The following is a 24,833-nucleotide window of genomic DNA, read 5'->3' on the forward strand; positions in this document are numbered from 1 at the left end:
GGCACCAGGAGATCGCCATGACCCTCGTTCCCGCTCTCGCCGCCTCTCTCATGCTCGTCGCCGGCCCCGCCCTCGCGCAACACGCAGGTCACCACGGCCATGCCGGCGGGGCGCCCGGCTCCTCCTATGCCGGCCTGGAGACACGGGCCGTGAAGGCGCTGTCCGATACGCAGGTGGCCGATCTCAAGGCTGGACGGGGCATGGGCCTGGCGGTCCCGGCCGAGCTCAACGGCTATCCGGGGCCCTCGCACGTGCTGGAGCTGGCGGAGGCGCTCGCGCTCGCCCCCGGCCAGCGCGCGCGGTTGCAGGGCTTGTTCGACGCCATGCAGGCCGAGGCCGTCCCGCTCGGGGAGCGGGTGATCGCCGGGGAGACCGAGCTCGACCGGCTCTTCGCCGAGAGGCGGGCCGCCCCGGCGAACGTGGCCGCGGCCACGGCCGCGATCGGCGTGGCGCAGGGCGAGCTGCGGGCCGCGCATCTTCGCTATCACCTCGCCACGGCGGAGGTGCTCACGCCGCCGCAGGTGGATCACTACTCGCGGCTCAGGGGCTACGCGGCGCGCTAGAACCGGCCGCCCAGGAGCCCGCCCAGGATCGCCGCGAGACACCGTGCCTCGCCATCGCCGAGCCTGGCGCCGACATGCCGCTGGACCGCCTCGGCATAGACCGGCCACATCCGCTCGCGCAGGGCACGGCCCCGCTCGGTGATCTCGACGAACTGGCGCCGCCTGTCGCCCGGGTGCGGCACGCGGGCGACGAGGCCGTCGGCCTCCAGCCGGTCGAGCAGGCGGGAGAGATTGTACTGCTCCAGCAGCAGGGCGCCTTCGAGATCGCGCGGGGCGAGACGCCCGTCGGGGGCCTGCACGAGGCTCCAGAGCACGTCGTACCAGGACAAAGGCGGCTCGCCCGCCCGCTTCAGGTCCGCCTCGACGGCGCCCATGACGGCCCGCTGCGCCCGAACTAGCCGCACCCAGGCGGCGACCACGTCGTCCGTCGGCCCTTGCATGCCGGCAAGCCTCGATCCGCTCCGATGCCGTTACAGCAGGCTTGCAGGGTTCATGCAACTGCATCCATATCGATGCATATGCATGGGATTGCGGACCGTCGGTCCCGTGCTCCGCAACGCATCGCCGAAGGACCGCCGCCATGCCCCGCCTCGAGCTCGTCAGCCACCACCTGTGCCCCTATGTCCAGCGCGCCGCGGTCGTCCTCGACGAGAAGGGCGTCGCCTTCGAGCGCACCTATATCGACCTTGCCCGCAAGCCCGACTGGTTCCGTGACCTCTCGCCGCTCGGCAAGGTGCCCCTCCTGCGGGTCGGCGGGGAGGTGCTCTTCGAGTCCGCTGTGATCTGCGACTACCTCGACGAGACCCATGCCCCGCGCCTGCACCCGGACGATCCGCTGGAGCGGGCCCGTCACCGGGCGTGGGTGGAGGTCGGCTCGTCCATCCTGGCCGACATCGCCGGCTTCTACGCGGCGCCGGACGCGACAGCCCTCGATGCCAGGCGCGACGCGATCCGCGCCAAGGTCGAGCGCCTGGAGGGGGTGGTCGCGGGTCCCTATTTCGTGGGCGAGCGCTTCAGCATCGTCGACGCCGCGTTCGGGCCGGTGTTCCGCTATTTCGACGCCTTCGACACCATCGCCGATTTCGGGATCCTCGACGGCCTGGAGCGGGTGGGCGCCTGGCGCGCGGGGCTCGCCCGGCGCCCGAGCGTACGCCGGGCCGTGACGGAGGACTATCCGGAGCGGCTGATGGCCTTCCTGCGGGCCCGCGACTCGCATCTGGGCGCCCGCGCCCGGCACAAAGCCGCCGCGCCGGCGGGAGCCCGACCATGACGCCGGACGCCTTCGCGCGGCCGGCTGCATCGGCTCCGGCGCTCCGTCATTGAGGGGCAGGAGCCGGCGCGGGGGCAGGCGCGGGGGCCGGCGCAGGGGCCGGCTGCGGGGGGGTGGGCGTCTCCATCAATCTCTGACGCGCCTCCGCCACGCTGCCCTGCACCTCGGCGAGCTCGCGGCGGGTGGTCTGGAGGCGCTCCTCGAGGGTTGCGATCTCCTTGTTCCGGGCGGACAGCTCCTCCGTCGCCCCGGCGAGCTGTCCCTGGATCTCCTTCTGGCGGCGCTCGGCCTCGTCCGCCGCCGTCAGGGTCTTCTCGCGGTCCGTCGTCAGGCGCGCGATCTCGGCCTCGATCTGGGTTTTCTGCGTCGCGAGCGTCTCGTTCTCGGATCGGGCCGATGCCAGGGTGCGCTGCGTGGCCGCTTCCGCCTCGCGGGCCTGCTGGACACGCTGCTCCGCCGTCGCCGCCTCGGCGCTCTTCGCCGCCGCCTCCTGGGAGATGCGCGTCATGTCCTCGCGCAGCTTGGCCTCCTGCTGGCGCGCCTCCTCGAGCCGGCGTCCCACCTCGGCCAGCTCCTGGGCGCGGGCGTTGACCGTCTGCTCGCCCTGGGCGATCTCGCCGCGCAGGGCCGCGGCGCGCTGGTCCGCCTGCTGCACCTGCCCCTGCAGCTCGGCGAGCCGCTGCGTCTCGGCGTCCGCCGCCTTCGTGGCGCCCGCGAGCCTCTGCTGAGCGGTCTCCAGCTCCTGGCGTGCCGCCGTGGCCTGGGACTGGGCCTGGTCGCGGGCCTGGTCGAGCTGCGCGCTCTGCGCCTGGGACGCCGCGATCCTGGCCTGAAGGTCCGCCAGGGTGCCGGAGGCGGTGCGCTGCTGCTGGAGCTCCGTGCGCAAGGCCTGCTCGTTCGTGGTCAGGGACGCGATCCGCGCCTCCGCCTCGCGCCTCTGGCTCGATTGGTTGAGCAGCACCAGGAGGACCACCAGCCAGCCGACGACGGCCGCGGCGGCGAGCGCGAGGGTGACCGGCCGTTTCCATTCAGCGCTGACGTGAACTGCCATCTCGATCTCCTCGGCCCCATGCCCGTATCCCGAACCGCGCGCACGCGCCGCCGACGGGCCGCATGCTCCCAACGCGCCCGGGCGCTTCGGGATGCGTTCCGAACGCCCGATCCGCCGGCGGGCGGAGCCCGCCTGGACCGTCGATTCGCCATGCTACGTCCTCGCGACACCGCGCGCTACGCCAGCCCGACGCCGGGCGGGCTGAGCGTGCTGCGACGCCGGCATCCGGCCGTGGCCCCGTCGCGCAGGGTTCGAGACGCCCGCGGCCTTGAGGGAGAGAGCGGGACCGCCATGCCGAATCGGCTGCCCTCACGCGCTCGCCGCGTCGAGGCGGGCGATGGCGCCGGGGGCGAGGGTGAGGCGCGTCGCGGCCGCGAGGTCGTGCACCTGGTCGAGGCTCGTAGCGCTCGCGATGGGCGCCGTGACGCCCGGGCGGGCCATGAGCCAGGCGAGCGCGATCTGAGCGGGCGTCGCGCCCTCCTCCGCCGCCGCATCGTCGAGGGCGGCGAGGATCCGGCGGCCGCGCTCGTTGAGGTACTTCGCCATGCCCTCCCCGCGCGCGCTCTTGCCGAAATCGGCCTCCGACCGGTACTTGCCCGTCAAGAAGCCGCTCGCCAGCGAGAAATAGCCGATCACGCCCAGCCCCTCGGCCCGGCAGAGCGGCTCGAGCTCCGCCTCGAACGCGGCCCGCTGGTAGAGATTGTATTCGGGCTGCAGGCTCTCGTAGCGCGGCAGGCCCGTTCGGGCGCTGACGTCGAGGGCCTCGCGCAGCCGCGCGGCCTCGTAGTTGGACGCGCCGACGACCCGCACCTTGCCGGCGCGGATCAGGCCGTCATAGGCCTCCAGCGTCTCCTCGAGCGGCGTGTCGGGATCGTCCCAATGCGACTGGTAGAGGTCGATATAGTCGGTCCCGAGGCGCCGCAGCGCCGCCTCCGCGGCCTCACGGATATAGAGCTTGGACAGGCACTTGCGGCCAAGCCCCATGTCGCTGCCCACCTTGGTCGCGATCACGAGGTGCTCCCGGCCGCCCCGGCTCTTGAGCCAGTTGCCGATGATCGTCTCGGACTCGCCGCCCTGGTTGCCGGGCTTCCAGCGCGAGTAGACGTCCGCGGTGTCGATGAAGGTGAGGCCCGCCGCGACCATGGCGTCGAGGAGCGCGAACGACGCGGCCTCGTCCACGGTCCAGCCGAACACGTTGCCGCCGATGCAGAGCGGCGGAACCCGCAGGGGGCTTCGTCCAAGCTGGCGCAACGTCATGGGCCTCTCCTGTTGCGGCTCCCGCGGCCGGCGTCTCTCGTCCCAGGCGCGAGCCTTGAGGCCGGCGCGATCGAACGCGCTCAGGCCTTCTTCAGCTCGGTGGCCTTGTGGGCGGCCTGCTTGCCGGACTTGTCGCTCTTGACGATGTATTGCGGATCGTCCTTCGAGGCGGCGACCTTGTGCCCCTTGATCTTGGTGGGCGTGGTCTGCTTCTTCACGACGTGGCCGACGCTGTGGCCGCCCGACGAATCCCAGGCGACCTTGTCGCCGCTCTTCAACGCTTTTACCATCGCCGTCTCCTGCCGGTGACGCGGTGCCGTCGGACCGCTCCACCTTCGCAACCCCACCTCGCCGCCCCCGTTCCGCGCCGCGTCAGACTGCCGCTCGCCGGCCCCGCACCGCCCGCTGATGAGCGAGCGAGGCGGCGCCCGAACCGGCAGGCGGTGCCGCTCCGGCCCATGAGGGGTTGGAGGGGTCGGTCGCCGGGCCGGCCCGTCAGGCGACCTCCCGGAGCGCGGGCTCCTCGACGAGACCGCCCTCGCCGAACAGGCGGGCGGCCGAGTCCCCCAGGGCCTGCCGCGCCGCGTCGAGGCCGCCCTCCGCGCCCCGGGCCCAGGCCTGGATCCTCGAAAGGGGCAGGTCGGTGAGAAGGCGCAGGAGGCGGGGCACGTCGTCGGCGAGCGCCTGCGCCCAGGGGCCGGGCTCGCGGCCGAGGCTGAGGGCGCGGCTCGTCCCATCGGCGACGCGCAGGCGGCTGTCGCCCGCGAGCACCGCCGTGAAGCTCGCGACGGGCCCGGCGCCGAGGCGCGCGGCCTGGATCCCTCCCGCCTCCAGGGCGTCCGCCTCGTCGAGGGCTCCCACCCGCACCACGGGGCCGAACCGCCGGCCGACCTCGATCACGTCGAGGGCCTCCGCGAGCGCGGCGTCGGGACCGGACCAGGCGGCGCGCTCGCGCAAGCCGTCACGCCAGCGCCCGGTGTCGATCACGGCCGCGTCGCCCGGGCCCTCGCCCGTGCGCAGGCACCGGGAGAGGCGGGCCGCCCAGCGCGCCTCGCGGGCGGGGCCTGAGCGCTCGCCCGCATCCGCCCCGGGCCTCAGCAGGACGACGGGCCGGTGACCCGCCTGCTGCATCCAGCGCAGGGCCATGAGCCCGGGCAGGCTGCCGAGCCCCAGATCGGGCCGATCCAGGCGCACGGCAACGGCGGCGGGCCCCGCGCGCAGGGCGGCGTCGAGCCCGTCCCGGTCGGGACAGCGGTAGAGGATGCCGCGCTCCAGGAGGACGGCGAGGGCGGGGGACGGGGTGGGCATCGTGGGTCTCCGTGGCGTGGGCCGCGGGCCGGAGACCGTCTGGAGAGACAAGAAAGCCGCCGGAACGCGGCGGCTTGTCGGTGTCAGGTTTGCATGACCGGACCGGTGCCGCCCTATGGGGACGGCGTAAAATACATCGCGGTGGGGCGGCGCTCGGTCATGGGCGGACCCTAGACGGGCGGGCGCCGGCGCGTCAAGCCTGAGGGGCGCGGGGCGGGCCGGGTGAGGCGCGAGAGCCACAGGGAGCCGGGCGCCTCCGGCGCGCCGCCCGCCGGTTGACGGGGCACGGGGCCGCCCCCACACTTCGCCCCCTGGAAACCTGGAGGTCGCCCATGCCGGCAAAGCCCTGCGGTCCCTCGCGCCCCTACGCCAAGCCGCGGCCCGCGCGGCCCCTGGGGACGGGCCGCCGGACCTGACCCGGCCGCGGCGCGATCTCCGGCCGGGCGCCCGGGGCGGCGCCCAAGGCCCGCTCGCATTCCCTTTCACGACGGCGCAGGGGGCACCGCCATGGCCAAGCCGATCCATTCGATGATCCGCGTTCTCGACGAGGAGCGCTCGGTCGCGTTCTACGCGCGGGCGTTCGATCTCACGATCGCGGACCGCTTTCCCTTCGAGACCTTCACGCTCGTCTACCTGCGGGCGCCGGAGAGCAGCTTCGAGGTGGAGCTCACCGTCAATCACGGGCGCACCGAGCCCTACGCGCTGGGCGACGGCTACGGCCATCTCGCGGTGGTGGTGGACGACTTGGAGGCGGAGCACGCGCGCTTCGCCTCGCTCGGGCTCGATCCCACCCCCGTGAAGGCCTTCGAGCGGGAGGGCGCGCTCATGGCCCGCTTCTTCTTCGTGCAGGACCCCGACGGCTACAGAATCGAGGTCCTGCAGCGGCACGGCCGCTACGGCTAGCGGGCCCCTGCGCCCCGGGCCTCGCGCGGCGCGCCCCGGATCGGCTATCATCGGCGAAGCCTCACGGGGACGCGCATCCATGATCGATATCGTGAAGAGCCTGCGCGAGCAGCACCCGGATCTCGGCCCCTACATCGTCGCCCTGCGGGCCGATTCGGCCGTGGTGGCGGGGGTGGAGCCGCCGGAGCTCACGGGCGAGGCCCGCGCCTGGATGGACGCGCATGCCCCGCAGGGGCGGCTCGTGCGGCGCATGGTGCGGCTCCACGGGAGCGCCGGGGCGGAGGAGCGGGCGATCCTCGTCGCGGCCTTCCCCGACGCCCGCGCCCTCTCCGCCTTCGCCCTCGCCTGGACCTGAGGCTCCGATGCCCGACATCCGCGCCATGTGCGCCATCGGCACGAGGGGCCAGCTCGGCCTGCGCGGGCGCCTGCCCTGGGAGGGCGCGACCGGGCCCGCCTTCGTGGCCGACGTGGAGCGCTTCTTCGAGGTGACCCGGGGCCATGTCCTCATCGCAGGACCCCGCACCGCCGAATCCGTGCCCGACTTCGCCCGCGCCGACCGGACCGTCGTGGCGATCCGCTCGGGCGAGGCGCCCGAGGAGGTGATCGCGCGCTACCCCGGGCGGGTGATCTATGTCGGGGGCGGGCCGGCGGTCTGGACGGCCTATGCCCCCCTCATCCGGCACTGGGACGTCACGCGCCTGCCCTATGACGGCGAGGCGGACCGCTGGTTCGACCCCGCCTGGCTGGTGGCGGGCGGCGCGGCCTGAGCGGAACCGGAGCCGGAGGACGCCCATGACGCCCGATCTCATCGCCACCGTCGATCGCATGCGCCGGTCGCAAGGGTTCCTCGGGATCGAGGAGACCCTGGGGCTCGCAGAGGGCGGCACCGCGATCCTCGATCCGTTCTCGATCCTGATCAGCCCCGGCGTCCGCCTCGGGGAGGGCAACGTGCTCCATCCCGGCGTCACGCTGTTCTGCGCGCCCGGCGCTGAGCTCTCGGTCGGGAGGGGCAACGTCTTCCACGGGGGCACGCTGATGGCGGCCGACACGGGCCAGATCCGCATCGGGGACGACAACCAGTTCGGGGAGGGCGGCTTCGTGGCGCGCGCCAACCGGGCGGGGGCGCGGATCGCGATCGGCACCGGCGGGCGTTATCTCGGCGGCGCGGCGGTGTACGGCGAGACGGAGCTCGGCTCGGGCAGCCAGCTCCTCGGCATGATCTCGGTGACCGATTGCCGGCTCGGCGCGGGCGCCACCCACCGGGATCCGGACCCGGACCGGCGCGGCGGCCTCCTCAAGGGCTTCGGGACGGCCCGCAACCTCGCCGTGGGTGCGGGCGAGGTCATCGCCGGCGAGGGCACGTTCTCGGCCGGTGCCCTCAAGCGGCAGTCGTTCTTCCACCCGAAGGCAAAGCCGTGAGCGCACACGCCTCCCTGAACGGACCCGTCGGGCTCGGGCTGGGCCTCATCTCCATCGGCCGCACCTGGGGGCACGGGCAGGAGCCCCCGCCGCCGGAGGCGGAGGCGCGACGCCTGCTCGAGGAGGCCCTCGCCCTCGGGATCCGCTTCCTCGACACGGCGCCAGCCTATGGCGCGAGCGAGCGGATCCTCGGGGCGTTCCTGGCCGGGCTCGGGACGCGGCCGGACGACCTCGTCGTCGCGACGAAGATGGGCGAGCACTGGGACGAGGCCGCAGGCTCCGGCTACGCCGACCACGGCTACGACGCGCTGCGCCGCAGCCTCGACGTCAGCCTCGCGCGGCTCGGGCGCATCGACCTCCTCCAGATCCACAAGGCGACGGCCCGCGCCCTCGAATCCGACGGCGTCGGGCGGGCGCTCGAGGATGCGAGACGCGCAGGCGTGACGGCGTTCGGCGCGAGCGTGAGCGACCTGGAGGCGGCGCATGCGGCAAGCCGGGCCGGGATCTACGCCTGGCTCCAGTTCCCCTTCAACGCGCTCGACCCCAGACTCCAGCCGATCTTCGGGCTCGCGGCCCGCGACGGGACGAAGATCCTCGTGAACCGGCCGTTCGGCATGGGCCGGATCGTGCACGAGGGCACGGGCGACCCGGCGGCCATCCGGACGAGGGCCCTGCGCTTCGTGCTGCAACAGGGCTTTTCGGGCCGCATCCTCACGGGGACGAAGTCGGTCGAGCACCTGAGGGAGAACGTGCGCGCCTTCCAGGAGGCCGTCGGGCCCGGCTGAGCGCGGCTGGGGGCGGGTGCTCCGTCGGTCCAGCGGTCTCAGGAAGGCTGTGGCCCCGTGCTGCGTGCTTCGAGACGCCCGCTGGCGCGGGCTCCTCAGCATGAGGAGGAGGGGAGCAAGCCTTTCCGGGCCACCTCCTCAGGCGATCGCGCCCGCCGCCACGGGGCGGGACATGAGGTAGCCCTGGCCCTCGTCGCAGCCCCAGGCCGTCAGGAGGTCGCGGGCGCCTTCCGTCTCGATGCCCTCGGCCACCACCTCGTAGCCGAGATCGTGGGCCATGGTGATCATGGTCTGGACGAGGGTGCGGCTCTTGGTCGAGGCCTCCAGGTCGAGGACGAAGCTGCGGTCGATCTTGATCGACGAGACGGGCAGGCTCTGGATGTAGGACAGGTTGCTGTAGCCCGTGCCGAAATCGTCGATGGCGATCCGCACGCCGGCCGCCCGCAGCGCCGTCATCTGGGCGACGACCTGGGCGTGGTCCTCGGCGAGCGCGCTCTCGGTGAACTCCACCTCGATGCGGGCGGGGTCGACCCCCGCCTCGGCCGCGCGGTCGAGGAGGCGGCGGGCGAAGTCGTCCTCGTCGAGGTTGCGCGCCGAGGCGTTGACGGAGACCGCGAGGTCGAGGCCGGCCCGCTGCCAGTCCCGCGCCTGGCGGAAGGCGGCGCGCGCCACCCAGTCCATCAGGGGGCGGGCCATGGCGGTCTGCTCCACGAGGGGGATGAACTCGGCGGGCGAGACGGGGCCGAGGGTGGGATGGGTCCAGCGCAGCAACGCCTCGACGCCGATCCGGCGGCCCGTCGCGAGGCCGTAGCGGGGCTGGTAGACGAGGGCGAGCTGATCCCGCGCTTCGAGCGCCGCCGCGAAGTCGTTGAGGAGCGTGAAGCGGCGCGTCGCGGAGGCCTCCAGGCGCGCGTCGTAGCGGGCGCGCCGGCTCGTGCCCACGCGGGCATCCGCCACGGCGATGAGAAGGCGGCGCAGCACGTCGCGCGGGTCGACCTCCCCGGCCGCGAACTCGTAGGCGCCCACCGCCGGATCGAGGGAGACGGGCAGGCCGCCGCAGGGGATCGGCATGGCGAGCGCCCGGCGCAGAGCATCCGGCAGGGCCGCCCGGCGCTCGTCGAGCATGCCCTCGAGGAGGACGGCACAGCGCTGCGGGCCGACATGGTAGATCCGCGCCGCGTTGCCGACCGCGCCGCGCACCACCGGCATCGCGCCGGTGACGATCTCCTCCACCTGCGAGGCGCCGAGCACGCGGGCCATGTGGCCGGCCTGGACGGGGGACATCAGCTCCAGGAGCACGAGAGCGGCGGCCTCGCCCGGCATCGCCCGGCCGAGATCCTCAAGGTCCTCGAAGAGCTGGTACTGGTTGGGCAGGCCCGAGGCGGGATCGACGCGCCCGATCATGTTCTGGAGCTCGATCTGGCTCATGACCATGCCGCCGAGATCCCGCAGGACGCGCTTTTGCGCGTCGTCGAGATCGCGCGGCTTGTCGTCCACCACGCAGATCGTCCCCACCCCATAGCCCGCGCGGGTGAAGAGCGGCGCGCCCGCATAGAAGCGGATGCCGGCCTCCACCAGGGGCGAGCCCCGGAAGCGGTCGTCGGCGGCGAGGTCCGGCACCACGAAGATGTCCTCGCCCTCGATGGCGTAGGAGCACGGCGCCTGCTCGCGGGGGATCTCGGTGATGTCGACGCCCACCTTCGACTTGAACCATTGCCGGTCGCCGTCGGTGAGCGAGATCGTGGAGACGGGCGCCCCGAGAAGCTGGCTCGCGAGCCGCGTCAGGCGGTCGAAGGCGTCGCTCGGCGGCGTGTCGAGCAGGCGCAGGTCCCGCAGGGCGTTGAGCCGTGCCGCTTCGTTCTTGGTGTGCTGGTGCAGGTAGGCCATGCTGTCCCTCGGGTGATGCCGGGACGGTAATTCACACCTTTGAGATGTGTCTTAACGCAGCGACATGCAATCTGCCCGTCTGCCGTCATGGTGTCCGAGCGGTAAGCGCGACCGCCCGCCCGGACGGGGATCAGGGGCCTGATTCGCGAGATTGCTTGCATCCGCCGGACGATCGGGCGCATGGTGGAGCTCCGGCCCGTGTCGCGCGCCCCATCCGCCGCGACGGCGGACCCGGCCGAGATCACCCATCCAGTCTACGCCGCCCGACAAGGCGCCCCGGCGCGGACCGCCCTTCGCCCAGCCGCACGCCTGGCTGCCCCGCGCCTCACCGACGAGGAAACGATGTCCCACAAGTACAAGCTCAACCAGTTGGTCCGGCTCACGCGGCGCGTCTTCGCCGACCGCGCGCTGAGCACCACCGACGTCTTCGAGATCACCCGCCTCATGCCCGCCGACCAGACGGGCGAGTTCTCCTACCACATCAAGTCCGCCGCGATCGGCGAGCGGGTGGTGCGCGAGAGCGACCTCGTGGCCCTCGGCAACGACCGCTAGGGCGCCCGGGGCCGATCGTCCCGGCCCGCATTGCAATTTCGCCCGGCGCTCCCCTTGTCTAAGGGCGCATGGCTCGTCCCGAGCGCTTGCGAGCCGGGAGAGCCCCATGCCTGCATCGATCGAAGCGCATGCCTGCGACATCCTCAACGTCGCCGACGGGCACATGAGGGCGGCGCAGGCCAAGTGGGACCGGCTCACGGCGAGCGACCTCTCGGGCATTCGCACCAAGGCGGATCTCGTGGCGCGGGTCGCGGACCGCTACAGCCTGCCCCAGGAGCAGGCCCGGGGCGACGTGGAGCTCTGGGCCGCCGACAAGCGCTTCGCCCAGTGGTCTCTTTGACGACGACCGGCAGGCGCCGGGGAGGACCGATGACCGACGACCCCATCAAGCTCGACCAGCATCGCGGCATGGCGGCCCAGAAGGCGACGGAGCTGCGCCGCCTGCGCCTCGAGGTCCAGAACGACCACGACGCCCTCAAGGAGCGCCAGGACGCCCTGGAGAAGATGCTCATGGCCCTGCCCGCCGAGGGCTGGCCGGAGGCCATCGAGAAGACGCGCTACCTGCTCGGCCTGTTCGCCCAGACCCCGGAGGCGCGCGACCCGCGCCGCCAGCGGCTCATCGCGGAGGTGCTGGAGGATTTCACCCGTCTGCTCGGCGAGACCCCCGACGGGGACGGCGAGGGCTCCCCGGGCTAGCATTACAGTTGCGTTGCAAATCGGGGGCGAATTCCATGCCGTTGTGCAACCCCGCGACTTCTGAGATCGACCGGGGCTGAAGAGAGCGAAATCAATCTCTGATCCTTCGGAAAGCGACCCGATTTCCGACCTCAAATCGGTGTGCAACTGTAGTGCTAGGCCGCGGGCGCATCCCGCAGGCGGGCGACGACGTCCGGCCGGGCGATCACGTAATGGGCGGTGGAGCCCGGCCACCACCACGATTCGGCGAAGCGGTCCTGGACGACGAGGCCGAGCGGCGCCGCCCAGGCCCGCATCACGTCGAGGGAGGCGAGGTCGTTCTCGGCGTTGTAGGGCTGCGTGGTGAGCACGTAGTCGCCCCGGCCGGCGTCGAACAGGAACGGCCGGTCGAAGAGGCGCTGGGCCAGGCGGTGGCGGCGGTTGAAATGCTCCATCCGGTCGTGCCCGTGCCCCTGAAAGACCAGGGTCGCGTCGGCGGGGCTGGGCTTGAGGCCGTGGCGCCGGCACCAGAAGGCCCGGCGCCGCCAATGAGCGCCCTCCACCAGCAGCTTGGCCGGATAAAAGCCGGCGACGTCTCGCATCGTGTGCATGACGGCTCTTGAAGCGCCCATCCGCTCGGGTTCGCCGGCGCGTCCGCTGGCGCCGGGCAGACCCATCATTCTTGTTCTGCAGTCGCGTCTCACGGGGGACCGGCAATTCCTCCCCCGCGCCGTTCCCGGAGGCTGCCCCGGGGCGCCGCCTCTTGCAAGGCCGATCGACAAGCTTTGCGGCGGGGTTCCGCTACCACCGAAGGACCGGTTCCGCCACTCTGGAGGGCCACGGATGTGCGGCTTCTGAACCGGCGGTTCAGGAGCGGTTCAGGCCTAATATTCCCACTCGGCCGCGATGCCCACCGAGCCGCTGCCGTCGGCGCCCGCCTCGCCCTGGAGCTTCAGGCGGCGGGTGATGTCGACATCCACCGTGACGCCCGTCTCCTCCGGGCGCGTCCCTGCCCGCACTCCGACCCGCAGCCGGTCCGAGATGTAGCGCGAGGCGCCGATCGCCGGTCCGCCGCCGGCGCCCGTGGTGATGTCGAGGCTGTCGACGCCGAGCGAGCGGCGCAGCTGCTCGAAGGCGCCCCCGCCGCCGCCCGACAGGGTCGCGACGGCCTGGGCGAGCTGGAGCGCCTGGCCCGGGGTGAGGCCGCCCGCCGCGCGGCGGAACAGGAGGCGGGAGAGCACCTCGTCCTGGGGCAGGTCCGGGTCGGAGGTGATGGCGAAGTCGGGCCGGGAGGCGGGACCCGTGACGGCGATGCGGGCGGTGATGTCGGCGGCCTGGGTCTCGGCCACGAAATCGAGGGATGGGGTGAGGTCGCCCGTGAAGTCGAGGCGCCCACGGGTGAAGGAGAGGCGCTGGCCCAGGATGTCGAGGCGCCCGCGCCGCAGATCGAAGGCGCCCACCGCCGCCACGTCCCGGGTGGTGCCGGTGAGGCGCAGCTCGCCGCCGAGCTCCGCCTCGATGCCGCGCCCGCGCACGAAGATGCGGTTTTGCGCCACGATGGTGAGGTCGAGGGCGGCGGCGAAGGGCGCGGCCCCCTTGCCACCCGCTGCGTCCCGGCGCCGGCGCTCCAGCTTCAGGCGCGCCGCGGCCTGCGGCGGGGGCGCGACGTGGCGGGTGCCCGGCAGGGGGCGTTGCGTGGTGGGCAGGCGGTCGGGCACCGAGAGGTCGAGGGTCACGAGGTCGATGCGCCCGGCGATGCGGGGGCTGCGGGCCAGGGGACCGCCGAGCGTGAGGTCGAGATCCGCCACGGCGGTGGCCTCCGGGCCGGAGGCGAGCTGCGCGCGCCGCCCCGTGATCGCGATCTCGCCGGGGAAGCCTGCGCCGGGATCGAGGGTGACGCGGCCCGAGGCGGCAAGGGTGCCCCCGTTCGGCGTCGCGGCCTCCACGCCCTCCAGGACGAGGTTGTCGCCGCGCGCCGCGAGGCGGCCTCGGATGCCCGTGATCCGGATCCCGCGCAACGGATCGTCGAAGGCCGCGCCCTCCAGGGTGACGGCACCCGTGACGTCGGGCCGCGCGGCGTCGCCTCGGATCGCGAGATCGACCGCGGCGTTGCCCGCAAGCCGCTGGCCCGTGGCGCCCAGCGCCGCGTTCGCCACCGCGAGATCGATGCGCCCGCGCGCCGCGAGATCGAGGTTGCCCGTGGCCGCGAGCGGCACGCTGCCGGTGACCTCGAGGCGCCCGGCCCGGGGCGCGTCGATGGAGGCCTGCACGCTCGCGCGCTCGTCGAGAAGCCGCCCCTCGGCGCGAACAGTCAGCGGGCCGAGGCCCGCCTCGCGCAGCTGCGGCGCCACGAGGCCCTGGATCGCGAGCTGGTAGGTGCCCGTGGGGCTCGCGGCGGTGCCCGTCACCCGGGCGGTGCCGTCGAGGGTGCCGGAGAGGCCGAGGCCGGGGCTCACGATCTCGGCCGCGGCGAGGGGCACCCGCACGGCCCGCACGTCGAGATCGAGCGCCGCGCCCGCGGTGCCCGCGACCGTGAGCCGGCCCGAGCCCAGCGCGAGGGTGAGGTCGGCGATGCGGACGGAGCCGCGATCGAGAACGAGGCTCGCCGGATTGGCGAGGCTGAGGCGCTGGGCGCCGCGCCGGGCCTGGAAGGCGGCGAGATCGACCCGGTTGCCGGTGCCGGCGGGGGTGAGCGTGCCGCGCGCCTCCAGGTCGAAGCCCTGCGCCGCGCCGGTCACGTCGAAGGCGGTCGAGGCGCCGCGCGACTGCGCCTCCAGACGCACGCGGCTGAAGGTCTGGCCCGCCACGGCAAGGCTCTCGGCGGCGATCCGCCCGTCGATGCGGGGTTGCCCTAAGGGATCGCGGGCCTCGACGTCGGCCGTCAGCGCGCGAAGCTCCGTGGTGCCCAGGCGAAGGCGCGCGCCCTTGGCGTCGATGCGGGCCACCTGGACGCCCTCGCGCACGCTCAAGGCCACGGCGGCGTCGATGCTGCCGGCGAGCCGGGTCAGCACGAGGGGGCTCAGGTCGTCGAGATTGCCCGCCTTGAGGGCGACCTGGCCCGTGGCAAGCCCGTCTGGGCCGACCCCCACGCCGCCGCGCAGGGTGACGGAGCCGATGGCGAGGTCGAGATCGTCGAGGCGCAGGGGACCGCTGGGGGAGGGCCGCGCGATCGCGAGCCGTCCCGCCGCCCGCTTGCCCGAGACCTCGCCGTCGAGGGACACGCGGGCCGAGAGCGCGCCCGTGAGGTCGGTGCCGCGCACCTCCAGGTCGAGGCGGGGGATCGGCCGGTCGAGGGCGCGCACGTTTTGGAGCCGGGCGGTCGCCGTCACGTCGGGGCGGTCGAGCCCGCCCGTGAGGCGCGCCTCGACCCGGGCGCGGCCGGCCTGGATCGCGGGATCGAGGCGCGCGAGGTCGGGGATGGAGAGGCGCAGGCCGAGATCGGCGTCGGCGGCCGTGGCGCGCCCGTCGAGGACGGCCTCCACGTTGGCCCCGTTCACGCGAAGCCCCTCCACGGCGAAGCCGTCGGGGAGGCGGCGCACGAGGCCCGCGAGGGTCACGGAGCGGCCGACGAGGCCGTCGAGGGCGGGCCTGCGGCTGGAGAAGCCGTCGAGCTCGCCATCGACCCGGGCCGCGACCCGGGAGGGGGAGCCCGTGAGGCCGACGGTGAGGCGGGCCGAGCCGCGCAAGGGGCTGCCCGCGAGGCCCGACAGGGGCTCCAGCGAGGGCAGGCGGGCCCGCACGGTACCGGCGAGGACGCCCGTGCCGACGCGGCCCTCGAAATCGGCCTCCCCGGTCGGGGTCTCGATCCGGGCGCTCTCCACCGACGCGACGCCTTCAAGGTCCACGGTCCCGCGCGCCTTCAGGCTCGCGCGGAGGCCGACGGCGCGGCCGAGGTCCCGGTCCTTGAGGGCCAGGCCGCGGGCGTCGGCCGTGACCTCGAAGCGGAAGCGGTCGGGCGTGGCGGCATTGCCCTCCGGCGAGGAGGCGAGTCGCGCGTCGAGCCGGTCGAGGGAGAGGTCAGGCAGGCGGACCCCGCCGGCCACGATCGTGCCGTCGACGCGCGGCGCGAGCGGCGGGCCGCGCAGCGCAAGATCGAGGGAGAGCTCGGCGAGCGCCACCTCGCCCGGCCGGACGGCATTCGCCGCCTCGGGCAGGGCGCGCCCCGCGACCCGCAGGTCCAGGGTTCGGTCGGGGGCGACCGTGCCGTTGACGTCGAGGGTGGCGAGCGAGGAGGCGAGGCCGATGCCCTCCAGCCGGACGCTGCCGTCGTCGCCGAAGGCCGCCCCGCCGTCGAGGCGGGTGGTGCCCGCGAAGACCGGCGCCACGGCGGGGGGCACGAGGCCCGCGATCTGGGCGGCGAGCCCCAGGGTCGCCCGGTAGGCGGTGCCGGCCCGCGCGATGCGGGCCTCGCCCTGCGCCCCGATGGTGGGCCCCGCCGTGAAGTCGAGGCGGGCCGCGAAGGCGCCGAGCGGCCCCTCCCCGCTCGCCTTGAGGGCGACGGGGGGCAGGCCCGGCAGGTCGAGGAGGCGGGCCGCGAGCCCGCCCGCGGGCTCGTCGTGAACGAGGTCGAGGCGCAGGCGCGCCGTCTGCGGCACGTAGGCGAGCTCGATGGAGAGCCGGCCCGGGGCGTCGCGGCGGGTGGCGGCGAAGACGAGGTCGAGCCCCTCGGAGGGCGCGCCGAGCGTGGCCCGCCCCTGCGCCTGGAGGCGGGCGGGGGTGCCGAGCACGGGCGCGCCGAGCGCGAGCTCGCCCAGGGCGAAGCGCTCCACCACCACCTTCACGGGGAGCTCGGGCAGGATCGGATCGCCGGACGGGGGCGGCTCGCCTTCGGCGGGCAAGGGCCGGCGCGGCAGGTCGATGCGGTCGATCTCCAGGGCGTCCACCTGGAGGCGCCCGCGCAGGAGCGCCGTGCGGCTCCAGTTGAGGCGGGCGCGGTCGACGGACAGCCAGACGCCGTCGCGGTCGCTGATGCGGATGTCGCGGATGACGGCATTGGAGGAGAGCACGCCCTCCACCGCCCCGATGCTGACCCGGGTCGCGGGGGTCGAGAGGAGGCGCGAGATGAGGCCCGCCAGGACGCCCTGATCGGTCTGGGCGCGCCCGGGCTGGACCGTGACGACCACGACGGCGAGCGCCAGGAGGGCGACCGCGCCGGCGAGGACGGGGCGGAGGAGACGGGGGAGCCGCATCAGAACGCCTGTCCGAAGCCGATATAGATCGCGACCGGGCGGTCGCCGCGCTCGCGGCCGACGGGGGTCGCGACGTCGAGGCGGATGGGGCCGATCCCCGTGTAGTAGCGCAGGCCCAGGCCCGCCGCGACCCGCAGGCGCTGCGAGCCGTCGGGCAGGCTGGAGGCGAAGGCGGTGCCCGCGTCGACGAAGGGCACGATGCCGATGGTGTCGGTGACCTTGATCCGGGCCTCGACCGATCCCTCCAGGAGGCTTCGCCCACCGATGGGCTCGCCCAGGAAGCGGGGGCCGAGGCTGCGATAGCGGAAGCCCCGCACGGAGCCGCCGCCGCCCGCGAAGAAGCGCCGGTTCGCCGGGATGTCCTCCAGGTCCGCGCCCACGATGGTGCCGAGCCCGAGGCGCCCGGCGAGCACCACGCGGGCCGCCTCGTCGAGGGCGAGATAGGCCGAGGCGTTCACCTGGGCGACGGCGAGGCCCACGGACGAGCCGAGGAAGGTGGGATAGCCCGCCACCCGGGCGGTGGCGCGCACGCCCTCGGTGGGGTCGAGGGGCCGGTCGGTGGAATCGTAGGTGACCGAGGCCGGGATGCCCACCAGGGTGTAGTCGATCTCGCCCAGCACATCGCGGGCCTGGCCGACCTCCGCCTCGACGCCGATCTGCGCCGAGACGCGCTCGGCGAAGCGGTGGCGGATGCCGGCGCTCACGTTGGCGAACCGGCTCACATAGCCCTCGGTGCGCTCGCGGGCCACGTTCGCGTCGAGCAGCAGGTCGTTGCGGGTGCCGTAGAGCGCGGGCTTGAGGAAGCTCACGGTGAAGCGCCCGCCGAGGTCGTTCAGGCGCTCCCCGATGCCGTCCTTGCGGTCGCCCGAGCGGACGGCGTCCGGGCCGCGCGCCGTCAGATAGGACAGGACCCCCTCGATGCGCAGGCGCTCGGCGCCGCCGAACAGGTTGCGGTGGATCCAGTAGGCCCGCAGCGCCGGGCCGTCCGTGGTCGAGTAGCGGGCCGAGGCGCCCACCACCCGGGGCGCCCGGTCCGACACGTCGACGAACAGGGGCAGGTTGCCGTTGGCGTCGAGGCCCGATTCGTCCTCGGGCGTCCGCACCCGCACCGAGGAGAGCGCCTCGATCTGGCCCACCGAGCGGCGGATGGAGGCGAGCGCCTCGGGGGAATAGGGGTCGCCGGGCCGGGAATAGATGAAAGAGCGGATCACGGCGTGGTCGACGGCCGTGGTGCCGCCGATCGTCGCCTCGCCCAGCGCGATGACGGGTCCGGGCTCGACCACGAGGGTGAGGTCGAGGGCCGCCTCCGGGTGGACCACCACGGGATCGGCCCGGGCGATGCGCACGAAGGGGCGCGAGCCCGCCCGGAAATGATCGACGATGCGGGCCTGCGCGGCGAGGATGTCGGCGGTGCGGGCCGGGGCGCCGGTCTCGAGGGCGACGATGCGCGGCGGCAGGGCCTCGGGCGGAAGCGGCACGCCGCCGGGGCCCAGGACCGCCAGCGAGCGCACGCGAAAGAGCGGCCCGGGATCGGCGACGATGCGCACGGGCACCTGCGCGACGGCGCGATAGGCCGAGGCCGCCGCGGCGGCCGCCGCCGTGCGGTCGACGCCGAGCCGCAGGGGCACGCCCGCCACCTCGACGGCGACGGTGGCGTTGTAATGGCCCGCGCCCCAGAGCGCGTCGACGAGGCGGGGCAGGTCGGCCTGGGCGCGGCGCACGAGGGCGTCGGCGTCGGGGGGCGCGTCGCCGCGCAGGCCGTAGAGGGTGGAGGCGGCTTCGAGCGCGTTCACGAGGGCGCGCTCGCCGCCCGCGACCTCCACGGTGACGGCATAGGGGAGCGCGTCGGCGCTCGGCGCGGGCGCGCGCTCGCGGTTCCCGAACAGGCCGAACGGGTCGAGATCGAGGGCCGGGGCGGACCCGGCCCCGAGCACCAAGGCGACCGCCGTGGCGAACCGCAATCCGCGGCGGGCCCAGGGCCCGCGTTCCGCTCTCATCCGCCCTCCGCCTTGCCCCGCCGGCGGGGTCGTCCCCGCGGCTCGCACGCCCTGGCCTGCCATGACCGGACGGTCCCGACGAGCCGCGGCAGCAAACACGATCCGGGCCGGAGCGGCAACCCCTGGGCGGCGGGGCGCGACGATCCCGCTTGACGTCCCCTATCTCAGATTTATTCTCATATCATGGATCAGACGGACGGCATGACGCTGGCAAGGCGCATCAAGGCGGCGCGGGGCGCCCGGGGATGGACCCTGGAGGCGCTCGCCGAGGCGTCCGGGGTGAGCCGCGCCATGATCTCCAAGATCGAGCGCGGCGAGGCAAGCCCCACGGCGGCGGTGCTGGTGCGGCTCGCGGGCGGGCTCGGGGTCACCCTGGCCTCCCTCTTCGCCGACGAGGGCGCGGACGGCTCGCCCCTGGCGCGCGCCGCCGACCAGCCTGTCTGGACCGATCCCGCGACGGGGTACCGGCGGCGCACCGTGTCGCCGACGGGCGCGCGCGGCGCGGCCGAGATCACGGACGTCACGGTTCCGGCGGGCGGGCGCGTGGTGCTCGACAACGCGGTGGGCTGGCGCGGCCTCGGGCAGCAGGTCTGGGTGCTGGCCGGATCCATCGAGATGAGCGTCGGGCCGCAGACCACCCGGCTCGATCCCGGCGACTGCCTGTTCATGCGGGTCGACCAGCCCCTCGTCTTCCACAATCCCGGCAGCGAGCCCGCGCGCTACGCGGTCGTGCTGTCGCGTCTCGAGCCTTGAGGTGACCCGATGACCCAGCCCCCGATCCGTGCCCTCACCGCCGGCGAGGCCCGCGCCCGGGCGGGCGAGCTCGCCGACATCCTCCTCGATTGCGTGGCGGGCGGGGCCTCGGTGTCGTTCATGGCGGGGCTGACCCGCGACGAGGCGCTCGCCTTCTGGAGCCGGGTGGCGGACGGGGTCGAGCGGGGCGAGCGCATCCTCCTCGCCGCCGAGGAGGCCGGGCGGCTTGTGGGGACCGTGCAGGTGGTGGCCTCGGGCATCCCCAACCAGCCCCACCGCTCCGACCTGTCGAAGATGCTCGTCCACCGGGACGGGCGCGGGCGGGGGCTCGGCGCCGCGCTCCTGCGCGAGGCGGAGGCGCGCTCCCGGGCGGCCGGATGGTGGCTCATGGTGCTCGACACGGTGGTGGGCAGCGAGGGCGACCGGCTCTATACACGCGGCGGCTGGACGCCCGTCGGCATCATCCCGAACTTCGCCCTCTACCCGGACGGATCCCTGTGCGGCACGCGCTATTTCTACAAGGACCTCAGAGGCTGACCCTTGGGCGGTGCCCACCCTCCGCCCTCGTCCTGAGGCGCCCCGCAACGCGGGGCCTCGAAGGGCGCTCCATGGATCTCAGGACGGCTGTGGAGGCGTGGCGCGTGCTTCGAGATGTCTGCTGGCGCAGGCTCCTCAGCATGAGGGGGACAGGAGCGGGTCCGTCCGGGTCAGCCTCTCAGGCCCGCCGGAGCGACGTAAGGCTCCCGAATCTTATGGCGGCGGGGCAGGCATGATCCCTTGGGTTCTCATCGACACGGCGGCGATCCCCGGCGGGGGCGAGCTGCGCCTCAAGCGGCGGGGCGCCGAGTTCTCGATCATGCTGGGCACCAACGAGCTCATGAACAGCCGGCTCAGCGGCTCTGAGGAGGCGCTGGGCGCCCTCCCCTGCTCGCGGCTTGCCGGCCGGCCGCGTCCGGCGGTGCTTATCGGCGGCCTGGGCATGGGCTTCACCTTGCGGGCGGCGCTGGGCGTGCTCGGGCTCGAGGCCCGGGTCACGGTGGCGGAGCTCGTGCCCGCGGTGGTGGCGTGGGCGCGCGGGCCGATGGCGGAATTGTTCGCGGGCAGCCTCGACGATCCCCGGGTGGCGGTGCGCGAGGGCGACGTGGGGGCGCTGATCGCCCGCGGGCGGGAGGCCTACGACGCGATCCTCCTCGACGTCGACAACGGCCCGGACGGGATCACCACGGAAGGCAACGACCGCCTCTACGGCCCGGCGGGGCTCGGCGCGGCGCGTAGCGCGCTTCGCCCCGGCGGGATCCTGGCGGTGTGGTCGGCCAACCCGGACCGGGCCTTCGAGGCGCGCCTGCGGCGGGCGGGGTTCGCGGTCGCGGTCGAGAAGGTGCGCGCGCATGCGGGACGCAGCGGCGCGCGGCACGTGATCTGGCTTGCCACCCGCCCGGGCGGAGCGGGGGCTCAGAACCTAGCCCAGACATAGGGCCCACCCTCCGACCTCGTCCTGAGGTGCCCTGCGAAGCGGGGCGTCGAAGTGCGCTCCAGGGCTCTCCCTCCGGCTCACGAGCGTGCTGCGTGCTTCGGGACGCTTGCTGGCGCAGGCTCCTCAGCATGAGGGGGGGGTGGAGAGGCGGGACGGTCGCGGGTAAGCCTCTCACGAGGTCGCGCGCTCGCCCCGGCCGTAGACCAGCAGCATGACGATGATCACGCCGCCATAGATCACCTGGCGGCCCGCCTCGGGCATCTGCATGATCGAGAGCACGGAATTGAGCAGCACGATGAGGATCACCCCCACCACCGTGCCCATGTAGCGGCCCCGTCCGCCGAGGATGTGCGTGCCGCCGATCACCACCGCGGCGATGGCGGGCAGCACGTAGGCGTCGCCCATGCCCTGGAAAGCCTTGGTCGAGTAGCCCGCCAGCATCACGCCCGCGAGCGCCGCGAACAGCGAGCACAGGACGAAGGCGAGGCAGGTGACGCGCCGGGTCGGGATGCCCGACAGGTACGCCGCCGCCTCCCGGTTGCCGATGGCGTAGAGCGAGCGCCCGAAGGCCGTGCGGGTGAGGATCACGCCGATGGCAAGCGACACCGCGACCCAGACCACGAGCGCCACGGGCACCCCCGACACCCGCTCGGCGCCGATGAAGCGCATGGCGTCGGTGGCGGCGGTCTGGGGGGCGAAGCCGCCCGTCTGGGCCACCATGAGCCCCCGCAGCACCGCGTTGACGCCGAGGGTGAAGATCATGGACGGCACGCGCAGGTAGGCCACGCCGATCCCGTTGAGGAGGCCCACCGCGAGGCCGACGCCGAGCCCCGCGGGGATCGCCCACGGGCCTCCCACCGCCGTGGCGGTCATGGCGGCGGCGGTGAGCGTCCAGGCCACCGACAGGTCGATGTGGCCGATCAGGATCACGAGCATCATCCCGGCCGCGACGAGGCCCAGGAAGGCGCCCGTCTGGAGCTGCTGGATGAGGTAGGCCGGCGAGAGCAGCGTCGCGGCGCCTTGCGTCGCGAGCGTGTAGATCGTCCCCACCCCGAGGATGACGAGGATGAACCCCGCCGCGATGAGGATCGGCTTGGTGTCGGGACGGATCTGGACCGTCAGGGCGTTCATCGAAACAGCTCCAGGCGGTTCTTGGCCCGCAGGGCGCGCAGGGCCCCGAGGCTCACGGCGGCCAGCAGCACCAGGCCCTCGACGAGGGGCTGGAGCAGGGGCGGCACGTCGAAGATGCGGAAGTTGAAGGAGATGGCGCGCAGCACGAGCGCCCCCACCACCGAGGCGATCGCCCCGCCGGTGCCGCCGAGCAGGGACGTGCCGCCGATCACCACCGCCGCGATGGAGTTGAGCGTGTAGGTGCTCGCCTGGGGGATGTCGGCGTTGCCCGTGGAGGTCTGGATCGCGAGGAACAGCCCGCCGGCGCCCGCGAAGAAGCCCGCCAGGGTGAAGGCCGCGAGCTTCGCCCGGGCGATGGGCAGGCCCGACATGTAGGCCGCGCCCTCCGCCGAGCCGATGGCGTAGATCGTGCGCCCGGTGAGGGTCCGCCGGAACGGCACCCAGACGAGGAGCGCGAAGGCGGAGAGCACGAGGAGCGGCACGGGGATCCAGGCGACGGGCTGGAACCAGGCCGCCTTGCCGTCCTCGAACAGGCCGTAGGTCTCGGCGAAGTCGGACAGGGCATTGGTCATGGCCCAGGACAGGTCCGCGTCGATCTTGCCGCCGGGCTTGGGGCGCAGGAAGAGCGCGAGCCCCATGGCGATCGCGCCCGAGGCGAGCGTCGCGATAATGGGCTGGATGCGGCCATAGACCACGATGCAGCCGTTGACGAAGCCGAAGGCGGCGCCCGCCCCGAGGCAGGCCGCGATCCCTAAGGCGATCTGGGCGGGCGAGCCCGCGACGAGGTGGCTCGCGAGGCAGTTCACGAGGGTCATCACGGCGCCCACCGACAGGTCGAGGCCGCCCAGGAGGACGGGCACGGTCTGGGCCATGGCGAGCAGCGAGAGGGTCAGGATCTCGTTGGCGTTCTGGATCAGCACCTGGGTGCTGAAGCCGCGCGGGTGGTAGAGGTTGTAGAGCCCGTAGAACAGCACGAAGAGCGCCACGGCGCCGAGAAGCCCCGCGTTCTGGCGCAGGCGAAGGCGCAGGTCGCCCGACCCCGCGGGGCGGGCGCTCGCGCGGGCGGGGGCGGTGTCGGCGGTGATCGCGTCAGCCATGGGCGGGGTCGGCCTCCTGCTCGATGTTGAGGGCGCTCGCCACGATGGCCCGCTCGGTGATCGCGTCGCCCTGGAGCTCGCGCACGATCCGCCCGTCATACATCACGGCAACGCGGTCACAGCAGCCGATGAGCTCATCGTAATCGGTCGAATAGAAAAGGATCGCCGCCCCGGCATCCGCCAATTCGCGCAGGAGCCGGTAGATCTCCTGCTTCGTGCCGACGTCGATGCCCCGCGTGGGATCGTTGAGCAGGATCAGGCGCGGCTGCGTCATGAGCCACTTGGCGATGACGACCTTTTGCTGGTTGCCGCCCGACAGGGTCGAGACCGGATCGCCGGGATCGCCCACCTTGATCTGCAGGCGGCGGATCGCCTCGTCGATCGCCCGGCGCTGCCGGTCGGCGTCGATGAAGGGGCCCGCCGCGATGCGGTCGAAGGAGGCGGCGACGAGGTTGTCGCCCACCGACATGGGCAGCATCAGCCCCTCGGTCTTGCGGTCCTCCGGGATGAGGGCGAGCGCGGCGCGGCGCGCGTCCGCCGGCGAGCCCGGCCGGTGGGGACGGCCCTCGACGCTCACCGTGCCCGTGACGCCCTTGAGCACGCCGAAGAGGGCGAGCAGCACCTCCTTCTGGCCCTGCCCGTCGAGGCCGCCCAGCCCCAGGATCTCGCCGGGGCCGACCGAGAAGGTGAGGTCCTTCAGCCGCCCGGCCCAGCCCAGATCCGTCACCTCCAGGGAGGGCGGCGGGCGGGGCCGCTCGGGCTTCGGCGGGTACTGGGCCGCGATGTCGCGGCCGATCATCGCCTCGACGATCTGGCGGTTGGTGCGCTGTCCCTTGGCGAAGGTCTCCACGTGGCGGCCGTTGCGGAACACGGAGAGGGTGTCGGCGAGCGCCTCGATCTCGTGCATGCGGTGGGAGATGTAGAGGATGGCGGTGCCCTCCTCCTTGAGCCGCGCCAGCATGCGGTAGACCTGCTCGACGTCGGCCGCGGTGAGCGCCGAGGTGGCCTCGTCGAGGATGAGGAGGCGGGGATCCTTGCCCAAAGCCTTGGCGATCTCGACCATCTGGCGGCGCGAGAGGGGCAGGTCGCGCACGCGGATCTGCGGGTTCACGTCCTCGCAGCCCAGGCGCGCCAACAGGGCTTCCGCGCGGCGGCGCTGGGCGCGGGCGTCGATGAGGCCGAGGCGGCGGGGCGGGTCGCTGATGGAGATGTTGTCCGCGACCGTGAGGTCGGGCATCAGCGACAGCTCCTGGAAGATGCAGACCACCCCGGCCCGGTTGGCGGCGGCGGGGGTGGGGAAGCGCACGGGCGCCCCGTCGAGGGTCATGGCGCCCGTGTCGGGCTGGACGACGCCGCTCACGATCTTGATGAGCGTGGACTTGCCCGCGCCGTTCTCGCCCAGCACCGCATGGATCGAGCCCGGCGCGCAGGCGAAGTCCACGTTCTCCAGCGCGCGCACGCCGCCATAGCGCTTGGAGATGCCGGACAGGGCGAGGAAGGGGGACATCGGGGCTCCGGGGGA

25 protein-coding genes are annotated in these 24,833 nt (G+C 73.8%); 13 read left to right on the forward strand and 12 right to left on the reverse strand.

Annotation, left to right across the window (positions count from 1 at the left end; genetic code table 11):
* Positions 1-17: 17 nt before the first annotated feature.
* Positions 18-563, forward strand: coding sequence for a periplasmic heavy metal sensor (locus F0L46_RS16740; protein ID WP_149819610.1), 546 nt, complete (start codon positions 18-20; stop codon positions 561-563).
* Here the strand turns inward: F0L46_RS16740 and F0L46_RS16745 are convergent.
* A complete protein-coding gene (locus tag F0L46_RS16745; RefSeq protein ID WP_149819612.1) occupies positions 560-1,003 on the reverse strand; it encodes a MarR family winged helix-turn-helix transcriptional regulator in 444 nt (147 codons plus the stop codon). The two genes, F0L46_RS16740 and F0L46_RS16745, sit on opposite strands and share 4 nt — an antisense overlap.
* Before the next feature lie 140 nt (positions 1,004-1,143).
* Here F0L46_RS16745 and F0L46_RS16750 point away from each other — a divergent pair, with 140 nt between their 5' ends.
* The gene (locus F0L46_RS16750) at positions 1,144-1,833 is read left to right on the forward strand and encodes a glutathione S-transferase family protein (RefSeq protein WP_149819614.1); all 690 of its coding nucleotides are present in this window, start codon (positions 1,144-1,146) and stop codon (positions 1,831-1,833) included.
* Between the two features lie 46 nt (positions 1,834-1,879).
* On the opposite strand, the gene F0L46_RS16755 is transcribed toward F0L46_RS16750, so the two are convergent.
* The 4 genes from F0L46_RS16755 to F0L46_RS16770 form a co-directional block, all read right to left on the reverse strand.
* Positions 1,880-2,884, reverse strand: coding sequence for a coiled-coil domain-containing protein (locus F0L46_RS16755; protein ID WP_149819616.1), 1,005 nt, complete (start codon positions 2,882-2,884; stop codon positions 1,880-1,882).
* A 309-nt stretch (positions 2,885-3,193) separates the two neighbouring features.
* Entirely contained in the window at positions 3,194-4,141 is a 948-nt protein-coding gene (locus tag F0L46_RS16760; protein ID WP_149819618.1) for an aldo/keto reductase, read from the reverse strand.
* Positions 4,142-4,221: 80 nt separating this feature from the next.
* A complete protein-coding gene (locus F0L46_RS16765; protein ID WP_149819620.1) occupies positions 4,222-4,431 on the reverse strand; it encodes a hypervirulence associated TUDOR domain-containing protein in 210 nt (69 codons plus the stop codon).
* A 205-nt stretch (positions 4,432-4,636) separates the two neighbouring features.
* Positions 4,637-5,449, reverse strand: a complete 813-nt coding sequence (locus F0L46_RS16770; RefSeq protein WP_149819622.1) for a hypothetical protein — start codon at positions 5,447-5,449, stop codon at positions 4,637-4,639.
* A gap of 507 nt (positions 5,450-5,956) precedes the next feature.
* On the opposite strand from F0L46_RS16770, the gene F0L46_RS16775 reads away from it, so the two are divergent.
* The 5 genes from F0L46_RS16775 to F0L46_RS16795 all read left to right on the forward strand — a co-directional run bounded on the left by F0L46_RS16775 (position 5,957) and on the right by F0L46_RS16795 (position 8,556).
* Positions 5,957-6,352 (forward strand): VOC family protein, encoded by a 396-nt coding sequence (locus F0L46_RS16775; protein WP_149819624.1) that lies wholly within the window; start codon positions 5,957-5,959, stop codon positions 6,350-6,352.
* A gap of 79 nt (positions 6,353-6,431) precedes the next feature.
* Complete coding sequence (locus F0L46_RS16780) at positions 6,432-6,707, forward strand: hypothetical protein (protein ID WP_149819626.1); 276 nt, start codon at positions 6,432-6,434, stop codon at positions 6,705-6,707.
* 7 nt (positions 6,708-6,714) lie between these two features.
* Complete coding sequence (locus tag F0L46_RS16785) at positions 6,715-7,119, forward strand: dihydrofolate reductase family protein (RefSeq protein WP_149819628.1); 405 nt, start codon at positions 6,715-6,717, stop codon at positions 7,117-7,119.
* 25 nt (positions 7,120-7,144) lie between these two features.
* Positions 7,145-7,771: an LbetaH domain-containing protein gene (locus tag F0L46_RS16790; RefSeq protein ID WP_149819630.1), complete on the forward strand. Its 627-nt coding sequence runs from the start codon at positions 7,145-7,147 to the stop codon at positions 7,769-7,771.
* Positions 7,768-8,556: an aldo/keto reductase gene (locus F0L46_RS16795; RefSeq protein ID WP_149819632.1), complete on the forward strand. Its 789-nt coding sequence runs from the start codon at positions 7,768-7,770 to the stop codon at positions 8,554-8,556. Before F0L46_RS16790 ends, F0L46_RS16795 begins: the two co-directional genes overlap by 4 nt.
* A 138-nt stretch (positions 8,557-8,694) precedes the next feature.
* On the opposite strand, the gene F0L46_RS16800 is transcribed toward F0L46_RS16795, so the two are convergent.
* A complete protein-coding gene (locus tag F0L46_RS16800) occupies positions 8,695-10,443 on the reverse strand; it encodes a putative bifunctional diguanylate cyclase/phosphodiesterase (protein ID WP_149819634.1) in 1,749 nt (582 codons plus the stop codon).
* Positions 10,444-10,623: 180 nt separating this feature from the next.
* On the opposite strand from F0L46_RS16800, the gene F0L46_RS27160 reads away from it, so the two are divergent.
* The 3 genes from F0L46_RS27160 (at position 10,624) to F0L46_RS16815 (ending at position 11,691) form a co-directional block, all read left to right on the forward strand.
* Positions 10,624-10,995, forward strand: a complete 372-nt coding sequence (locus F0L46_RS27160; RefSeq protein WP_306461777.1) for a hypothetical protein — start codon at positions 10,624-10,626, stop codon at positions 10,993-10,995.
* 106 nt (positions 10,996-11,101) lie between these two features.
* A complete protein-coding gene (locus tag F0L46_RS16810) occupies positions 11,102-11,335 on the forward strand; it encodes a CsbD family protein (RefSeq protein WP_149819636.1) in 234 nt (77 codons plus the stop codon).
* A gap of 29 nt (positions 11,336-11,364) precedes the next feature.
* On the forward strand, positions 11,365-11,691 hold the full coding sequence (locus F0L46_RS16815; protein WP_149819638.1) for a hypothetical protein: 327 nt from the start codon (positions 11,365-11,367) through the stop codon (positions 11,689-11,691).
* Positions 11,692-11,846: 155 nt separating this feature from the next.
* Here F0L46_RS16815 and F0L46_RS16820 read toward each other — a convergent pair whose 3' ends face one another.
* The 3 genes from F0L46_RS16820 to F0L46_RS16830 form a co-directional block, all read right to left on the reverse strand.
* Positions 11,847-12,281, reverse strand: coding sequence for a hypothetical protein (locus F0L46_RS16820; protein ID WP_149819640.1), 435 nt, complete (start codon positions 12,279-12,281; stop codon positions 11,847-11,849).
* 273 nt (positions 12,282-12,554) lie between these two features.
* The gene (locus F0L46_RS16825) at positions 12,555-16,859 is read right to left on the reverse strand and encodes a translocation/assembly module TamB domain-containing protein (RefSeq protein WP_149819642.1); all 4,305 of its coding nucleotides are present in this window, start codon (positions 16,857-16,859) and stop codon (positions 12,555-12,557) included.
* Positions 16,859-18,856, reverse strand: a complete 1,998-nt coding sequence (locus F0L46_RS16830) for an autotransporter assembly complex protein TamA (protein WP_149819644.1) — start codon at positions 18,854-18,856, stop codon at positions 16,859-16,861. The genes F0L46_RS16825 and F0L46_RS16830 overlap by 1 nt, the downstream gene beginning before the upstream one ends.
* Before the next feature lie 183 nt (positions 18,857-19,039).
* On the opposite strand from F0L46_RS16830, the gene F0L46_RS16835 reads away from it, so the two are divergent.
* From F0L46_RS16835 to F0L46_RS16845, 3 genes are all read left to right on the forward strand, one after another.
* On the forward strand, positions 19,040-19,609 hold the full coding sequence (locus F0L46_RS16835) for a helix-turn-helix domain-containing protein (RefSeq protein ID WP_149819646.1): 570 nt from the start codon (positions 19,040-19,042) through the stop codon (positions 19,607-19,609).
* Between the two features lie 9 nt (positions 19,610-19,618).
* Positions 19,619-20,146: a GNAT family N-acetyltransferase gene (locus F0L46_RS16840; protein WP_149819648.1), complete on the forward strand. Its 528-nt coding sequence runs from the start codon at positions 19,619-19,621 to the stop codon at positions 20,144-20,146.
* A gap of 232 nt (positions 20,147-20,378) precedes the next feature.
* On the forward strand, positions 20,379-21,083 hold the full coding sequence (locus tag F0L46_RS16845; RefSeq protein WP_149819650.1) for a spermidine synthase: 705 nt from the start codon (positions 20,379-20,381) through the stop codon (positions 21,081-21,083).
* A gap of 171 nt (positions 21,084-21,254) precedes the next feature.
* On the opposite strand, the gene F0L46_RS16850 is transcribed toward F0L46_RS16845, so the two are convergent.
* From F0L46_RS16850 to F0L46_RS16860, 3 genes are read right to left on the reverse strand one after another with little or no spacing between them, the layout of a single operon-like run.
* Positions 21,255-22,214, reverse strand: a complete 960-nt coding sequence (locus tag F0L46_RS16850) for an ABC transporter permease (protein ID WP_149819652.1) — start codon at positions 22,212-22,214, stop codon at positions 21,255-21,257.
* Positions 22,211-23,311 carry an ABC transporter permease gene (locus F0L46_RS16855; protein ID WP_149819654.1) on the reverse strand — a complete coding sequence of 367 codons (1,101 nt, stop codon included), beginning with the start codon at positions 23,309-23,311 and terminating at the stop codon, positions 22,211-22,213. The genes F0L46_RS16850 and F0L46_RS16855 overlap by 4 nt, the downstream gene beginning before the upstream one ends.
* Positions 23,304-24,818 carry a sugar ABC transporter ATP-binding protein gene (locus F0L46_RS16860; RefSeq protein ID WP_149819656.1) on the reverse strand — a complete coding sequence of 505 codons (1,515 nt, stop codon included), beginning with the start codon at positions 24,816-24,818 and terminating at the stop codon, positions 23,304-23,306. The genes F0L46_RS16855 and F0L46_RS16860 overlap by 8 nt, the downstream gene beginning before the upstream one ends.
* Positions 24,819-24,833: the final 15 nt, after the last annotated feature.

This window comes from Salinarimonas soli (genome assembly GCF_008386575.1).
GTDB lineage: Bacteria > Pseudomonadota > Alphaproteobacteria > Rhizobiales > Beijerinckiaceae > Salinarimonas_A > Salinarimonas_A soli.

What these genes read in the sequence shown, in the direction of transcription:
- F0L46_RS16740 (WP_149819610.1), top strand. Translation starts at nt 18, where the DNA reads ATGACCCTCGTTCCCGCTCTCGCCGCCTCTCTCATGCTCGTCGCCGGC.
- F0L46_RS16745 (WP_149819612.1), bottom strand. Translation starts at nt 1,003, where the DNA reads ATGCAAGGGCCGACGGACGACGTGGTCGCCGCCTGGGTGCGGCTAGTT.
- F0L46_RS16750 (WP_149819614.1), top strand. Translation starts at nt 1,144, where the DNA reads ATGCCCCGCCTCGAGCTCGTCAGCCACCACCTGTGCCCCTATGTCCAG.
- F0L46_RS16755 (WP_149819616.1), bottom strand. Translation starts at nt 2,884, where the DNA reads ATGGCAGTTCACGTCAGCGCTGAATGGAAACGGCCGGTCACCCTCGCG.
- F0L46_RS16760 (WP_149819618.1), bottom strand. Translation starts at nt 4,141, where the DNA reads ATGACGTTGCGCCAGCTTGGACGAAGCCCCCTGCGGGTTCCGCCGCTC.
- F0L46_RS16765 (WP_149819620.1), bottom strand. Translation starts at nt 4,431, where the DNA reads ATGGTAAAAGCGTTGAAGAGCGGCGACAAGGTCGCCTGGGATTCGTCG.
- F0L46_RS16770 (WP_149819622.1), bottom strand. Translation starts at nt 5,449, where the DNA reads ATGCCCACCCCGTCCCCCGCCCTCGCCGTCCTCCTGGAGCGCGGCATC.
- F0L46_RS16775 (WP_149819624.1), top strand. Translation starts at nt 5,957, where the DNA reads ATGGCCAAGCCGATCCATTCGATGATCCGCGTTCTCGACGAGGAGCGC.
- F0L46_RS16780 (WP_149819626.1), top strand. Translation starts at nt 6,432, where the DNA reads ATGATCGATATCGTGAAGAGCCTGCGCGAGCAGCACCCGGATCTCGGC.
- F0L46_RS16785 (WP_149819628.1), top strand. Translation starts at nt 6,715, where the DNA reads ATGCCCGACATCCGCGCCATGTGCGCCATCGGCACGAGGGGCCAGCTC.
- F0L46_RS16790 (WP_149819630.1), top strand. Translation starts at nt 7,145, where the DNA reads ATGACGCCCGATCTCATCGCCACCGTCGATCGCATGCGCCGGTCGCAA.
- F0L46_RS16800 (WP_149819634.1), bottom strand. Translation starts at nt 10,443, where the DNA reads ATGGCCTACCTGCACCAGCACACCAAGAACGAAGCGGCACGGCTCAAC.
- F0L46_RS27160 (WP_306461777.1), top strand. Translation starts at nt 10,624, where the DNA reads ATGGTGGAGCTCCGGCCCGTGTCGCGCGCCCCATCCGCCGCGACGGCG.
- F0L46_RS16810 (WP_149819636.1), top strand. Translation starts at nt 11,102, where the DNA reads ATGCCTGCATCGATCGAAGCGCATGCCTGCGACATCCTCAACGTCGCC.
- F0L46_RS16815 (WP_149819638.1), top strand. Translation starts at nt 11,365, where the DNA reads ATGACCGACGACCCCATCAAGCTCGACCAGCATCGCGGCATGGCGGCC.
- F0L46_RS16820 (WP_149819640.1), bottom strand. Translation starts at nt 12,281, where the DNA reads ATGCACACGATGCGAGACGTCGCCGGCTTTTATCCGGCCAAGCTGCTG.
- F0L46_RS16825 (WP_149819642.1), bottom strand. Translation starts at nt 16,859, where the DNA reads ATGCGGCTCCCCCGTCTCCTCCGCCCCGTCCTCGCCGGCGCGGTCGCC.
- F0L46_RS16830 (WP_149819644.1), bottom strand. Translation starts at nt 18,856, where the DNA reads ATGAGAGCGGAACGCGGGCCCTGGGCCCGCCGCGGATTGCGGTTCGCC.
- F0L46_RS16835 (WP_149819646.1), top strand. Translation starts at nt 19,040, where the DNA reads ATGGATCAGACGGACGGCATGACGCTGGCAAGGCGCATCAAGGCGGCG.
- F0L46_RS16840 (WP_149819648.1), top strand. Translation starts at nt 19,619, where the DNA reads ATGACCCAGCCCCCGATCCGTGCCCTCACCGCCGGCGAGGCCCGCGCC.
- F0L46_RS16845 (WP_149819650.1), top strand. Translation starts at nt 20,379, where the DNA reads ATGATCCCTTGGGTTCTCATCGACACGGCGGCGATCCCCGGCGGGGGC.
- F0L46_RS16850 (WP_149819652.1), bottom strand. Translation starts at nt 22,214, where the DNA reads ATGAACGCCCTGACGGTCCAGATCCGTCCCGACACCAAGCCGATCCTC.
- F0L46_RS16855 (WP_149819654.1), bottom strand. Translation starts at nt 23,311, where the DNA reads ATGGCTGACGCGATCACCGCCGACACCGCCCCCGCCCGCGCGAGCGCC.
- F0L46_RS16860 (WP_149819656.1), bottom strand. Translation starts at nt 24,818, where the DNA reads ATGTCCCCCTTCCTCGCCCTGTCCGGCATCTCCAAGCGCTATGGCGGC.